This window comes from Bacillus nitroreducens (genome assembly GCF_964021195.1).
This window is the reverse complement of record NZ_CAXHYI020000003.1, coordinates 1,926,157-1,940,822: the sequence shown is the minus strand read 5'-3', so window position 1 is coordinate 1,940,822 and position 14,666 is coordinate 1,926,157. Positions and strand designations below refer to the sequence as shown.

The following is a 14,666-nucleotide window of genomic DNA, read 5'->3' as shown; positions in this document are numbered from 1 at the left end:
CCCTTCAATACGTCGATGAAGAGGATTTTGTCAACTATTCTCGAGGTGGTTCCTCTTCATGAACCAAATGAAAAGGATTTCTTTGCTTTTTCTCACGACAAATCCCCTTCATTACATCGATGAAGGGGATTTCATCAACTATTCTCGAGAGGTTTCCCCTTCATGAACCAAATGAAGAGGACTTCTTGGATTTTTCTCACGACAAATCCCCTTCATTACGTCGATGAAGGGGATTTCATCAACTATTCTCGAGGAGTTTCCCCTTCATGATCCAAATGAAAAGGATTTCTTTGCTTTTTCTCACGACAAATCCCCTTCATTACGTCGATGAAGAGGATTTCGTCAACTATTCTCGAGAGATTTCCCTTCATGAACCAAATGAAAAGGATTTCTTGGATTTTTGTCACGACAAATCCCCTTCATTACATCGATGAAGGGGATTTCGGCAACTATTCTCGAGGAGGTTCCTCTTCATGAACCAAATGAAAAGGATTTCTTGAATTTTTCTCACGACAAATCCCCTTCATTACATCGATGAAGGGGATTTCGTCAACTATTCTCGAGAGGTTTCCTCTTCATGAACAAAATGAAAAGGATTTCTTGGATTTTTCTCACGACAAATCCCCTTCATTACGTCGATGAAGAGGATTTCGTCAACTATTCTCGAGAGATTTCCCCTTCATAACCCAAATGAAGAGGATTTCATCAACTATTTTCAAGGAGTTTCCTCTTCTAATTAAAGCGGATTGTCTCAAAAATTATTCTCCTCAAAACAACGAAGATCGTATGCAAAAACTAAACAAAACCATACATTTACCATAACCATATCTTTTTAATCAGCTTACTTCCTAATAACACCTTTTAATACGAAAGCAACGTTTGCTGGCCTTTCTGCAAGGCGGCGCATGAAGTAGCCATACCAATCTGTCCCATAAGGAACATACACCCGCATTGTATAACCTTCTTTCACAAGCTCCTCTTGGCGTTCTGTTCGAATACCGTAAAGCATCTGAAATTCAAATTGGTCTTTGCTTATGTTATGTTCTTTCACCAATTCCTTTGTATACTGAATCATTGCTTCATCATGTGTAGCAACTGCCGTATAATTTCCATTCAATAAATGCATTTTAATGATTTTTTTAAAGTTTTCATCCACATCCTCTTTTTGTGGAAAAGCTACATCTGAAGATTCTTTATAGGCACCCTTCACAAGACGAAGATTTGGATTATAGGCATTTAGATCTTCGATATCCTCTACAGTCCGATATAGATATGCTTGAATAACAGTTCCTACGTTATCATATTCTTTTCGAAGCGTTTTGAAGATCTCGATTGTTTTGCCACACCTAGAGTAATCCTCCATATCGATTGTGACAAAGACATTATTTTCTTTCGCTGCATCAAGAATTCTTCGCATATTATTCATAACAACTTCTTCTGAAATATCCAAACCCATAGAAGTCATTTTTAATGAAAGTTGAGAATTTAATTTTTCTCTACCGATAGCTTTTATAGCATCGATTGATCCGTCAGCCATAAGGTTTGCTTCTTCTACACTGTCAACAAATTCACCTAAATAATCAATGGTGACTGCAAGACCTTTTGCATTTAGTTCTTTAATTTTTTTTACAGCTAAATCAATAGTTTCTCCTGCGACAAATCTCGAGGCACCAAAACGTAAACCGTATTTCCTAGCTAAATTTGTAAGCGCTTTATTTTTTGATAAGAATAAAAAAAAGTTACGTAAAAGGTGTTCCACGTCAATTCCCCCTCGTTTCGCACTCTAGCTGAAATTTCTCTTAATCTAGCAATCCTATTTTATCATGTTTACATATAATTGAATACGCTTAATTAAGTTAATTGCCGAACACATACATATAGGAATCTTGCTACGTAATTACTATATGCTTTGCATACAAAAAACGTTTTGTTGGAAACCTAATATGGAATAAGAGATTAAGGAGGCTTTCATATGCAACAACAACAGCAATTACAACAACAACCATTTTATACACCACCTGGCAAACAAATGTCTGAAACTCCAGATGTTATCACATCAAAGGACCTCTTGTACCTAACAGATATGATGTCCTGGAATCTGTTGGCACTAAAAAAGGCGCACTTTTTTGCTGGCCAATGCCAAATGCCTGAAATTTCACAGGCCTTAGAAAAAGCGTGTCAAATGCACGAGCGCCATTATCGTCAAATTTTAGAACATATGCAAAAGCATACAGGCCAAGCGCCACAACAACCGAATCAAAACCAAGGCCAGCAAATGCAATAAAAGGAGGCTACATAAATGAATCAACAGATGAACCAAAACCAACAAATGAATCAAAATCAACAGATGAACCAAAATCAGGTAAAAAATCCTAAAACGCCAGTACCAAAAACACCACAAATGAATGATCGTGATTTTATCAATGACATGCTCGCAACTGAAAAATACATGACAGCTGCATACAGTACTGCACTTAACGAGATGAGTCATGAAGGGCTTTACGAGGATATCCGTTCTATTTTTAATGAAACACAGGATTGCCAGAGAGAGCTCTATAATCTCATGTTCAAAAATGGCTGGTATAAACTTGAAGAAGAGGATACACAAAAGGTACAACAAAAATTACAGCAGTTTTATAACTATACCACCACACAATTTCCAAACCATAATACGATTCAATAGGGATTCTGATTGCACCGATCTTTTCTCAAGGAGATTGGGATGTCAATATGCCTATTGATTTTAAGCTAGACATCAAAAAAGAGATGAAGCTTTTTTTAGCTTCATCTCTTTTTACGATGTTCTTCATTTAACATTTTAATTTCAGAGATTATTTCCTTTAAACTCTCCTTCGCTTCTGGATAGGTTTCATTCCAATGTTTTGCAAGTGGTGGCATTGATTTAGAAATATGCATATACAAAGACCAGAGTTTCACTTTTTCCTTTAAATCAGGCGAAGTTTCTCCAAGTAAAAGTTCTGTGTACTTTTCTAATAAGCCATCAACTTGTTCTTTTATGTTTTGATTCATCTTTTTGAACTCCTAATTTGCAATTTATCGGACAAGTTTTGCAGCGTTCTTCCGTGGTCGTTGTCTTATAGTAAAGACAACATGTACTCCTTGTTCGGATGTTTTGGTCGTATTCAGGTCGATATACCCTTACACCAAAATAACGGGATAAAGGGTTGAATGCAATCGGGCCAAATTGTTCTCCTTTTGCTTTCTTTATAAGATACTCAAAGTCTTCCAGAATTGTTTCTCGTTTATCATCAAACTTTGGTTTAGCCAACACTGATTCATAAAGCCAATACACATAAATCGCAACGTTTTCCCAAAGAACTTTTTTGGATAGTCTCGAATGATTTGAAAGAGTATTTAAGACCTCATAAATATGATGAAAGATAGCGCGAATTGTTTCATCTCTCCACTTATCGCGAGAATCGATTGGTGCTGACACTGTATGAAGATCATTAAAATAGAACTTGGGATTCCAATACCAAATATTCTCCTCGTCGCTCGTTTCTAATGAAATATTAGACAACGACACATTTAATCGCTTGTTAAAAATCGTCATTGCATACAAATTTAAGACCGCGAAAAACCCATATCGTTTCATGAACATAGATGCAGCTACTCTTTTATCTGGTGCTGAAATCCGTTTCTCAACAGTCTCCAAATATTGCCTCAAATTTTCTTCTTCAAAGAGTTCTATCACAGGACTCGAGAGGCTTGATTGCATCTGTTCATCACTAAAGCGAAATTCCTTTAATTCTTCAATTTCTGTTTCAAAAAGGAGGTTTGACATCGTTATACTCCTACCTTATTTTTTATCAAATACGCCTTGGGATATTCGTTCACAGACTTCTCTAGGACATGGCCCAAGATGTGTCATTCATTGACTTTATTTTTATGCCAATTTGTTTTGAAAAAGTATGTCTGTGCCAGAACTTTCTTACCTTTATTCAGATCTTCTGCTTTTTAAAATTTATACGTCTTCCCTTTCCATGTGGGATGCATAAAGGTGTACCAAACAATGGATCTACAGTGATTTCACATTTCATGCCAAATACATCCTCCACAAGGCTACTATTCACAACATATTCAGGTTTGCCTTGTCCATAGATTTGTTTGTTTTTAATCGCGACGATATGGTGTGCGTAACGGCAAGCTAAATTTAAATCATGTAAAACCATGACAATGGTTCTCTTTTCTGTCTCATTCAATTCAAATAAAAGATCGAGAATTTCAATTTGATGAGTCATATCAAGATAGGTTGTTGGCTCATCAAGTAAAATGATATCGGTTTGCTGTGCTAGTGTCATCGCAATCCAGGCTCTTTGTCGTTGTCCACCTGATAGTGAATCAACCGTTCGCTCCGCAAAATCCTTCATATTCGTAGCCTCTAGGGCATAATTGACCATTTTTTCATCCTCTTCGGTCCATTGCTTGAGCCAGTTTTGGTAAGGGTAGCGACCTTGTTTGACTAACTGGAGGACAGTTAAACCTTCTGGTGCAGTTGGTCCTTGTGGAAGGATTGCAAGCTGTCTCGCCACTTCTTTTGTCGGAAGTTTAGCAATTGTCTTTCCTTCAAGGAGAACGGATCCTTGCTTTGGTTTGAGTAATCTTGCTAATGACCGCAATAGGGTTGATTTTCCACAACCATTTCCACCAATGAAGACGGTAATTTCTCCCTTTGGAATTTCAAGCTGTAAGTCCTCGATAATTATCGAATCTCCGTAAGACAATGTTAAGTTTTCGGTCTCCAATGCATACATCAAGTAACGCTCCCTCACAATAACTTTATTCTAAAATCCGAGAAGGCTATTTAACTATTCCGACTCTTATAAAGTAAATATATAAAATATGGTGCTCCAATTGCAGCGGTAAACACCCCCGCTGGAACTTCAATTGGTGAAAATACGGTTCTGCCTATTAAATCAGCTAGCATTACTAGAATACCTCCTAAAAGGGCTGCCGTTGGAAGTAATGCACCGAAAGCTGAGCCAACCAATCTTCGTGCCATATGTGGAGCCATCAGGCCAACAAATCCAATCCCACCAGCAAACGCAACTGCACTTCCCGTTAATGCTGTAGCTGCTAGTAATAATATAAATCTTTGTTTCTGAACAGCACTTCCAACTCCAGTTGCAAGCTCTTCACCTAGTTCCTGAATGTTTAAATTTCGTGCTAGCATAATACAAAGAATTAATAAAATGAGAACTACAGGACTTAAAATGTGAACATTTGCCCATGTTGACCCATTTACAGTTCCAGTTATCCAAATATTTGCTTGACTTGCTTGGTATATAGGTCCCATTACCATAAAGGTTGTTGTTAAAGCTTGTGTGAGGGCTGAAACACCAATCCCTATTAAAACAAGGCGAATAGGTGTAACACCATTTTTCCAAGCTAATATATATACTAAAAACGCTATAACTGTTGCACCAAGAAAGGCTGCAACTGGCATCCATTTCACACTTACTGTTAAAGCATTGCTTGAATTTGAGAAAACGGCTAAAAAAGCGACAACCGCTACAGACGCACCACCAGTAATCCCTAATATATCTGGTGAAGCAAGCGGATTTCGAATCATACCTTGTAGTATACTCCCTGCAGCTGCTAGCGCCATCCCTACTAAGAAGGCAATGATAATTCGCGGTAATCGAAATGAGGTAACAACTAATTGTTCCATTCGAGTACCATACCCAAATAATGTTTTTACAACTGTAATAGGGTCAATTTTCATTTCTCCTAACCCTGTACTCACTAAAAATAAAATGATGGCTACTGCTATTAATATAAGAATAGTTAAGAGTGCTTTTTTATCTATTAAAAATGAAATTGCCCCACTTTTCCCAATTCGTAAAGATTTATATTTTTTCATGCTTTACGAAACCCCTTTCTCGCCACATAAATAAAGAAAGGTGTTCCAATTAATGCGGTCATAACCCCTACTGGCACTTCTTCAGGCATGACAATATATCGAGCTGAGATATCTGCTATTAGGAGTAGGATTCCACCAAGAATTCCGCAAAATGGGAGAATCCAGCGATGGTCATTACCAACTAACGCTCGGACAAGATGTGGAATGACAATTCCGATAAAACCAATTGGACCTGCCACTGCAACTGCTCCCCCCGCTAGTAGAATGATTGTAATGGCTGTTAATAGCTTTACAGTGCCTGTTCGTTGCCCTAACCCTTTTGCAACATCTTCTCCCATTGATAAGATATTGATTTTGTTTGCTAATAAAAGTGATGCGATCCATGCAACTCCTAGATATGGAAGGACACTTGTAAGCATTTCGAGTTTTCTTCCTTGGATAGAGCCTGCAAGCCAGAACAAAACTTGATCAAGAGCCATCTCATCAATTACGAGTAAGCCTTGTGTAAAGGAAGAAAACATAGCAGCCATTGCCGCTCCTGCCAACGTTAATTTCATTGGCGTCAAGCCTTCTCTACCAAGTGAACCAATAAAGTAAACAAGAAATGCAGCAAAAGCTGCACCTACAAAAGCAACCCATGTAAAGGCTTGTAAAGAGTTTATCGAGAAAATTGATACAGCCGCGACAATAAAAAATCCTGCTCCAGCATTGACCCCAAAAATACCAGGTGATGCTAAAGGGTTCTTCGTTAACGCTTGCATAAGGGCTCCTGCAATTCCCAAGCTTGCACCTACGGATGCAGCGATAAGTGCACGTGGTAGTCGAATTGTTTCAATAATAATATGTTCATTGGAACCATTAAAAGTAGTAAACGTTTCATATGCCATCTTCCAAGATGTATCTGTGTAACCATAAACGATACTTGCACACATCGAAAAAAGCAGCATTATGATTCCAATTATAAGTCCTGTAACTTTAGCTTGTTTTGATTTCAAAACCATTATTATAAACTCCTTGATTTATAAGAAAAGAGCAAGGCGCCCCAAATCCCATTTAAGATCAACTACATCCTATACCTAACGCTGAAATTTTTGCTGTGCTGGCATATGTGACATACAAAAGTCAACTTTCGTTCTTCGTGAAGAATGACTAATGAAAAAGATTCGGGTGGCACCTTATGCTACACTTGTTATGAAAAACATGTATGACTTTCGTTGAACTTGTTTATGTTAAATAATGCGTGTATTTTGTTATACTTTGCATTTTAAATACCTTCTTATACATAAGTACAAACCTGTGAAAAAGGGACTAACTTAATTCTCTTCTAGTCTATTGGAATTGAGAATGCTTGTCAACGAGATGAAAATCATTCTCATTTACTATTGACTTACAAAATAAATCCATTTATCATCAAAGTTAAATGAAAATCATTTTCAATTATCAGGAGGCTACAAAATGAACTTTACGAAAAAGGCGTATATAGGACTCCTTTTACTAACTGTATTTACACTTCTATTAACAGCTTGTGGAGCAGCAGATAATACAGATAAAGGGAACAACGCTACAAACACTGAAGGAGAAAATACATATACTGTTGAACATGCAATGGGATCAACAACCATCAGTAAAAATCCTGAAAGAATTGTTATCTTAACCAATGAAGGCACAGAGGCTTTGTTAGCAATGGGAGTTAAACCTGTTGGTGCGGTTCGATCTTGGATCGGTGACCCATGGTATCCTCATATTGAAGACCAAATGGAGGGTGTAGAGATTGTTGGTGAAGAAAGCAATGTGAATATTGAAGCAATTGCTGCACTAGAGCCAGATTTAATCATCGGTAACAAAATGCGTCAAGAAAATATTTACGAGCAATTAAAAGCCATTGCGCCAACTGTCTTTGCGGAAGATTTACGTGGAGATTGGCAAAAAAACTTTACCCTTTATTCAAAAGCAATTAATAAAGAGGATGAAGGAAAAAAAGTTCTTGCCGAATTTGAGGACCATTTAAATAAGATAAAAGAGAAAATTAACACAGATACACAGGTTTCTATTGTCCGTTTCATGGAAGGGCGAACTCGAATCTATTATACGGACTCCTTTTCAGGTGTAATCATTGATAAATTAGGCTTACAGCGTCCAGAACACCAGGTTGAATTATTTGCTCAAGACAAAAATGATCAATTTGTACGTGAAGTTGACCAAGAGAAAATTCCTTTAATGGATGGCGATGTTATCTTTTATTTCACCTATGAAACAGGAAATGGTGAAGCAACAAAGGTTGAGGAAGAATGGATTAATAATCCGTTATGGAAAGGATTAAATGCGGTTAAAGAAGGAAATGTTTATAAAGTAAGTGACCCAATTTGGAATACTGCTGGGGGAGTACTGGCAGCTAACCTCATGTTAGACGATATTGAGAAGTATTTAGCGAAATAAACCCTCGCTTCCACTCTTTTAAGTGGGAGCTTTTTTTACTTCCTCTTTAAAGTTAATTCTTATTTGAAACTGAAACATGCCAGCTATTTAAAATGAGTGACGTTTGTTTTAAAGGAATTAAAAAACCTTCCTGTGTTCAGGAAGGGAAGACACACTATACGAATGATTTAATATCATATACATGCCCGTTGTTTAATGGTTGGTTAAAAATAAGATCGAGTATGATTCCAGCAACGAAGTCAGGTGATCTTAACATTCCCTTTTCGTTAAATTCAATGAATTGCTCAACTTCTGTGAAGTCCTCTTTCTTTGTTTTTCTGATAATTTCTTGCATATCTGTATCCATAACACCAGGTGAAAATGAGATCATTGTGACTGGGTTCTCAGCTGTTTCCTGCTCCAAGGCTACGGATTTTGTAAACATATCGAGACCTGCTTTAGATGTTGAGTAAGCAGTCCATCCATGTCTGGCTCGGTTTGCAGCACCTGATGAGATATTTACGATTACCTTTTTCGTCGCAAATGAAGCCGTGTGACGAATGAAATATGTACTTAAAAGCATTGGAGCGATTAAATTCACATGGATATTCTCGGCCAATTCTTTAGGACTAGCTTTTCCAATCGGTTGAATTGGGTCGATGATTCCTGCATTGTTCACCAAATAAATACCCTCTGCATTTGAAAAGTCAATTGATGAAAAAATACGCTCCATCACTTTTTCAATTTCATCTTCTCTCTGGAGGTCACAAGAAAAATAGTAAAGATTGATGCCTTTTTCAAATGCCAATTCTTTCAATTCATTGTTTTGCTTTCTTGAGATACAGAATAAGGTATTATTCTTGTCCATTACTTGTTTCACAATGGATTCTCCTAATCCCCTAGATGTACCCGTAATAATAAAATATTTCAAATAAGACACCTCTATTAGACTTTTATCTACTCTTATTGAACAACGTTTATGACCCTGAAAGCAAGGAAAATGTCTTTTATTCAACAATACCCGTTTCAAGTATCAACACTTTTGCATCAACCTCTATTTTAAGATTGGGATACTTTGTCTTAAATTTTTCATAATCTAGATTTCGTGTTGAATGGCGAGCCGTATATCCAATCCCAACTGGATCAATATTTTCTTTTTGAAAATGCGTAAACATTTCTTCCGTTTTATCTTTTATAATTGTTTCAAGTTCTTTCGTGATTTGTTTGATTATATCAGGGGATATCGTTTGTCCAGAAAACTCACTTAACGTTCCTTCAAACTTAATTGTTATCTTTACTTTCGGTTCCCCATGTGGGTCTTCAACAAATATTTTTCTCTTCGTTTTAATCCGTTTGATTGAAACGAAATCGTCAGTGCCGTCTAATCGCATTGTATATGATCCTTGACCATAATTTTCCACTAACATTTTGAAAAAGAACAATTTTTCATCATTAAGTTTAGAAACCATTTTTCCAGTCGAAAACAATGCCAGCCCCACAATCTCCATTTTATCATCAAGCAATTTTAATACAGGAAGATAGGGATCCATTCCTTCCATATAATGCCTATACATAAATGTGTGAAGATCAGATTTAGGGACATCCCGTTTTTCAATGCCATGTTCGATAATCGTTGAAAGGTATTCACCTGTACCCCTGTTTCCTAAATTCTTTACTAACACGTCCTTCGTCTTTCCTTCCACAACACCTAGATGAAGTCTTGAACCGATCGAAGAGTCACGTTGAAGGGCATCGATATACCTTAAGATTCCTTGTTTCGCTAGTTCATCTTCATATAGTGCAACACGTAAGCCACCTGTGACCAATGGGTCTGCCGATTGTTTTTGTAAAACATTGATGATTTCCTTTGCTAATACTGACTCTCCCATAAAACTAGCATTTTCAATACTTTTATCTGAAAGGTAAACAGGGATGACAGCTGTTCCCTTAATCTTTTTCCCATCTGCCCGATCAAATCCAATTGCAGCCACAACATTTACTTCATCAATAATTTCTGTATTTACACTACCAAAAATGATTGTTACGACTATGACAACAGTGATTGAAATACCTATAAAAAGCTTTTTCATTTTTTCTCCCTCAGTTTGCGAACGACTAGAGTGATAATAAAAAGAATGGGAATATATACGACAATCAGATAAAATCCAATACTCGCTATCATTTCATTAAGCATATTTATTTGCTGACGTGTCTTAACGAAACCATTTGAAATTAAGACTATAGCCAAAATGAAAATCAATCCTTTTCTTTGTTGAATTGATAAGACTCTTTTGACTCCCCTACTAGCTCCCCAAACAGCAATGCAAATATTAGGAAGTATTACGAGAAACCAAGAGGCGATTCCAATATACTCAAAGCGTTCCACAAAAGGCATGCTTACCACTTTAAACATTGAAAGAGTCGCCCAGATGATTTTATCGATCTGACTAGAACTATAAAACATGGTTGCTGTAATTGATACGATGGCGTATAAAACAGTAGTAGCAAGGACACCAAGATGAGCCCATTTTTGTGATTTCGATGGATTTTTTATAAATGGATAAAACAGAAAGAGTGCTTCAAATCCCAAGATACTTAAACTCATATCCTTTGTGGCTTTAAGAATATCTGAGATAGGATGGTTAAAAACGGGTATCAAATTCCGTATATTTCCATAATCCAAAGGATAAAAGACAACTAAAAGAATATAAAGAGGCAGGACAATACTAAAAAAGCTTATGCCCGTTACCGTTCTAAAGCCCCCATTTATAATATAGAACGTGAGCAACAAGGTAAAAAAACTAAACACATATACATTAAACTCTGGGAACATCCAAACCTGAATCACTTCAATATATGTGCGCAAAACATTAATCGCCAATCCAATAAGATAGACACTAAATAATAAACTAAAAAAACCACCTATCCATTTTCCAAATACCTCTTTATGAACTTCGATGAGATCCCCTTTTGAGCCATCTAATATTTTGTACATCATCCAAACAATGATATGTACTAGGAAACCAGCTAAAATGACCGAAATCCAACTATCATGCCCCGCTGATTTGGCAATGATTCGTTGAAACCCAAGTACACCTACTCCCACTTGCATGGAGTGAATTAAGAAAAAAACAAAAAAGGGAGAAACTAAAAAGGGCTCTCTAATCCGTTCCATGTCTGCAACTCCTTACACTACTCATCAATATCTTTCTTGGTCCTTGCTTTTTTCGGTTTAAAACGGGTTTCATCTTCTGCACGAACTAAAAGTGGACGCTTTACGAGCTTCGAAAAAGGTAAACGAATAAATGCATCCTTTAAGTCCCCTATTCGTAGAGGATAGATTGGCTCTAAAAATGGCCTACCTAAAGATGTTAGTTGAATTAAATGAGTTAATAGAAAACAAAAACACAAAACAATGCCTAATAATCCCCATAACTGTGCAAATATCAGAAAAGGAAAACGGATGATACGAATCGTGTTACCCATTGAATAGATAGGTGTAGTAAACGACGCTAGTGCTGCTAGTGCAATCATAATTAATAAAACATTACTCGTGATACCTGCTTCAACAGAAGCCGTTCCAATTACGATACCACCCACAATACCGATCGTTTGACCAACCTTCGCAGGTAACCTTGCCCCAGCCTCACGCAACAACTCAATAACTAACTCTAAGAACAAGGCTTCTAAGATAGGTGGCAAAGGAACCTCACGCCTTGAAATAACCAAGGTTGCCAATACATCTCTAGGTATTAGTTCGTGATGATAGGTAAGGACGGCAACATAGATCGGTGTGATTAAAATTGAAAACACAACGGAAAAAAATCGAAGCATACGTACAAAAGATGCAATGTACCAATTTAAAAAATAATCTTCAAACGAAGAGAAAAATTCAACCAAAGTTGTTGGTGCAATAATTGCTTGTGGTGATCCCTCTGAGAGAACCACTACCTTTCCTTCTACTAGAACAGATGCTACACGATCAGGGCGCTCTGTTTCGAGAACTTGCGGGAAGATAGACTCTTGATTATCTACAATAATCTCTGAGATAAACGAAGTGTCATTAATCTGATCAAATTCAATATCATTTATTCGCTGTAAGATCGTTTGTACATTTTCTTTCTCCACAATATCTTCGATGTACAGGACAGCCACTTTGGTCCTAGTTAATTTCCCGACAACTAATTCTTTAACTCGAAGTTCAGGAACAGGCAATCTTCTTCGAATAAGATTTAGATTCGTATCAATTGATTCAACAAAAGCCTCTTTCGGACCGTTTACACTAAATTCCACTTCAGGTACACTTATCGATCTTTTTTCAAACTTCACAGCGTCTATTAGTGCACAATAACTATCATGTTTGTGAAATTGAATCATGATACAGCCTTGTAAAAGCTTTTCTTTTATTTCCTTTGCTTTATTTGTAATGACGATTTCTTTATTTGGAATAATCCCTTTAAGCTCCCGTATGGAATAGATTTTGGTATAGAGTAAGTAGGGTAAAATCTGTTCGTTTAGGGTCTTAGTATCAATGATATTGCGCTGATAACAAAACCAAAAAGGACGAATGGCATGACTATTAAATTGACAGATAAAATCTTCTGACTTTCGGAAAGTTTGATAAACCTCCTCAGTTAATCGAGGCTTTTTATATTCCTTTTTAAACCAATTTGCCATAGTTATCTCCCTTTTGTTCGAACACTTTTTATTGAATAGCGTCATATACCATCAGCTTTTATCTAAGCCATTACTTCTTCTGAAGGTTGGAATAGTCTTATACTGACTTAGTACTTTCCTCATTTACCTGCAATCCTTTCTGTTAGTTATTCCTTGAAATGTATGGAAATTATGCATCGAATTTCTATTTGCATTGAAATTTTTGGAATGAAATCAAAGCATGAAACGGACGAGTCAGCAGGATAATAAGAAAAAGAATGTTTGAGGTGAAAGGAATGTGGAATAAAAAGAGAATTGCTACAGTGGCGTTAGCAATTGCAATTGGACTAACTCTTATCGTTTCTTTTTCGTTTTTTGATAATGGAGATCCAACAAAGCCAAGAACATCAACTATTAACAACAATCATCCTATAGGCAAAGAAAAGATTGATGCATCTCCACAAATCATGAACGTTGATTCAATTCAACTTTATAACAACGTCCAAAAAAAGTTAGACCAACATGAAGAGATAGATGTTATTGACCATAATGGAAAGGATAAAAGCCATTATCATCACCATCAAGTCATCGTTGATTTTAAACACCTATTAACACAAGATGAAATCAAACAGTTTGAAGTAGAGATAGATGGGAAATTGTTAAAGAAACTCGATTCTTCTTACATTTTTGAATCGAATACTCTTAAGACCCCAGAACTTATTTCATATTTTGAAAAAAATAAACATGTGAAATTTGCTGAGCCTAATTACATCCTGATGCAAAATCAGCAGTACCCAAACGACCTCTTATACAATGATTTTCAATGGAATTTGCGTATGATTGAGTCCGAAATTGGTTGGGGAATCACACAAGGTTCAGAGAAAGTTAAAATTGCTATTATTGACACTGGAGTGGATCTCGACCATCCTGACCTAGTCAATCGAATCACAGACGGATATAACATTGTAAAGGACAATCGGATACCAGATGATGACAATGGCCATGGTACACATGTGGCTGGTATCATTGCCTCTCAAACAAATAATTATGAAGGAACTGCTGGGATTACTTGGTACAACCCAATTATGCCCGTTAAAGTGATGGGTGAGGACGGATACGGATCAACCTTTGACATTGCTCGAGGAATTATATGGGCAACCGACCACGGCGCCAGTGTAATTAACCTTAGTCTCGGTAATTACAAAGGATCTAAGATGTTAAAACAAGCGGTTGATTATGCCTATCGTCATGATGTTGTCATGGTTGCTGCATCTGGAAACGATGACTCTAGTCAACCTAGCTATCCCGCCGCGTATCCTCACGTATTGAGTGTAGCTGCAGTCGATTTAAATGGGGATAGGGCCAATTTTTCAAATTATGGAGATTATATCGATGTTTCAGCACCAGGTGTGACAATCCCAAGCACGTATATTGATGAACAATATGCAGCTTTATCTGGTACATCAATGGCAGCCCCACATGTTGCTGCCCTTGCAGCATTGATGCGTTCTGTTAATCCTAATCTTTCAAACAAAGAAATTATGGAGATTATCAAAGGAACTAGCCTGGATCTCGGCCAAGTAGGGAAAGACATCTATTTTGGAGAAGGACTGATTGATATGGTCCAAGCCTTAAAACAAGCTGAACAAAAGAAATAATTTGCAATGTTAAAAGTGGGGCATCCCCACTTTTTTCTATTTCTTATTCATAA

At 36.9% G+C, this 14,666-nt stretch carries 14 protein-coding genes; 4 read left to right on the top strand and 10 right to left on the bottom strand.

The genetic code is table 11. From position 1 onward, the window contains the following. Positions 1-841: 841 nt before the first annotated feature. Entirely contained in the window at positions 842-1,759 is a 918-nt protein-coding gene (locus ACWPVE_RS13180) for a proline dehydrogenase family protein (RefSeq protein ID WP_453994036.1), read from the bottom strand. Between the two features lie 213 nt (positions 1,760-1,972). Here ACWPVE_RS13180 and ACWPVE_RS13175 point away from each other — a divergent pair, with 213 nt between their 5' ends. Further along, positions 1,973-2,284, top strand: coding sequence for a hypothetical protein (locus ACWPVE_RS13175; protein WP_453994034.1), 312 nt, complete (start codon positions 1,973-1,975; stop codon positions 2,282-2,284). Between the two features lie 63 nt (positions 2,285-2,347). Then, a complete protein-coding gene (locus tag ACWPVE_RS13170; protein ID WP_453997526.1) occupies positions 2,348-2,683 on the top strand; it encodes a spore coat protein in 336 nt (111 codons plus the stop codon). Positions 2,684-2,784: 101 nt separating this feature from the next. Here ACWPVE_RS13170 and ACWPVE_RS13165 read toward each other — a convergent pair whose 3' ends face one another. The 5 genes from ACWPVE_RS13165 to ACWPVE_RS13145 all read right to left on the bottom strand — a co-directional run bounded on the left by ACWPVE_RS13165 (position 2,785) and on the right by ACWPVE_RS13145 (position 6,885). After that, the gene (locus ACWPVE_RS13165) at positions 2,785-3,030 is read right to left on the bottom strand and encodes a YusU family protein (protein WP_453994032.1); all 246 of its coding nucleotides are present in this window, start codon (positions 3,028-3,030) and stop codon (positions 2,785-2,787) included. Further along, a complete protein-coding gene (locus tag ACWPVE_RS13160; protein ID WP_453994030.1) occupies positions 3,002-3,805 on the bottom strand; it encodes an iron reductase in 804 nt (267 codons plus the stop codon). Before ACWPVE_RS13160 ends, ACWPVE_RS13165 begins: the two co-directional genes overlap by 29 nt. Positions 3,806-3,962: 157 nt before the next feature. After that, positions 3,963-4,775, bottom strand: coding sequence for an ABC transporter ATP-binding protein (locus tag ACWPVE_RS13155; protein ID WP_453994028.1), 813 nt, complete (start codon positions 4,773-4,775; stop codon positions 3,963-3,965). Between the two features lie 50 nt (positions 4,776-4,825). Beyond that, positions 4,826-5,884 carry a FecCD family ABC transporter permease gene (locus tag ACWPVE_RS13150; RefSeq protein WP_453994026.1) on the bottom strand — a complete coding sequence of 353 codons (1,059 nt, stop codon included), beginning with the start codon at positions 5,882-5,884 and terminating at the stop codon, positions 4,826-4,828. After that, a complete protein-coding gene (locus ACWPVE_RS13145) occupies positions 5,881-6,885 on the bottom strand; it encodes a FecCD family ABC transporter permease (RefSeq protein ID WP_453994024.1) in 1,005 nt (334 codons plus the stop codon). Before ACWPVE_RS13145 ends, ACWPVE_RS13150 begins: the two co-directional genes overlap by 4 nt. Before the next feature lie 454 nt (positions 6,886-7,339). On the opposite strand from ACWPVE_RS13145, the gene ACWPVE_RS13140 reads away from it, so the two are divergent. Next, positions 7,340-8,320 carry an ABC transporter substrate-binding protein gene (locus ACWPVE_RS13140; RefSeq protein ID WP_453994022.1) on the top strand — a complete coding sequence of 327 codons (981 nt, stop codon included), beginning with the start codon at positions 7,340-7,342 and terminating at the stop codon, positions 8,318-8,320. 154 nt (positions 8,321-8,474) lie between these two features. Here the strand turns inward: ACWPVE_RS13140 and ACWPVE_RS13135 are convergent, their stop codons facing one another. From ACWPVE_RS13135 to ACWPVE_RS13120, 4 genes are all read right to left on the bottom strand, one after another. After that, entirely contained in the window at positions 8,475-9,239 is a 765-nt protein-coding gene (locus tag ACWPVE_RS13135) for a (S)-benzoin forming benzil reductase (RefSeq protein ID WP_453994021.1), read from the bottom strand. 67 nt (positions 9,240-9,306) lie between these two features. Next, a complete protein-coding gene (locus ACWPVE_RS13130) occupies positions 9,307-10,389 on the bottom strand; it encodes a Ger(x)C family spore germination protein (RefSeq protein ID WP_453994019.1) in 1,083 nt (360 codons plus the stop codon). After that, positions 10,386-11,474, bottom strand: a complete 1,089-nt coding sequence (locus tag ACWPVE_RS13125; protein ID WP_453994017.1) for a GerAB/ArcD/ProY family transporter — start codon at positions 11,472-11,474, stop codon at positions 10,386-10,388. The genes ACWPVE_RS13130 and ACWPVE_RS13125 overlap by 4 nt, the downstream gene beginning before the upstream one ends. Before the next feature lie 17 nt (positions 11,475-11,491). Further along, positions 11,492-12,976 carry a spore germination protein gene (locus ACWPVE_RS13120; protein ID WP_453994015.1) on the bottom strand — a complete coding sequence of 495 codons (1,485 nt, stop codon included), beginning with the start codon at positions 12,974-12,976 and terminating at the stop codon, positions 11,492-11,494. 275 nt (positions 12,977-13,251) lie between these two features. Between ACWPVE_RS13120 and ACWPVE_RS13115 the strand changes: the two genes are divergently transcribed. Beyond that, positions 13,252-14,613 (top strand): S8 family peptidase, encoded by a 1,362-nt coding sequence (locus ACWPVE_RS13115; RefSeq protein WP_453994013.1) that lies wholly within the window; start codon positions 13,252-13,254, stop codon positions 14,611-14,613. Positions 14,614-14,666 lie beyond the last annotated feature (53 nt).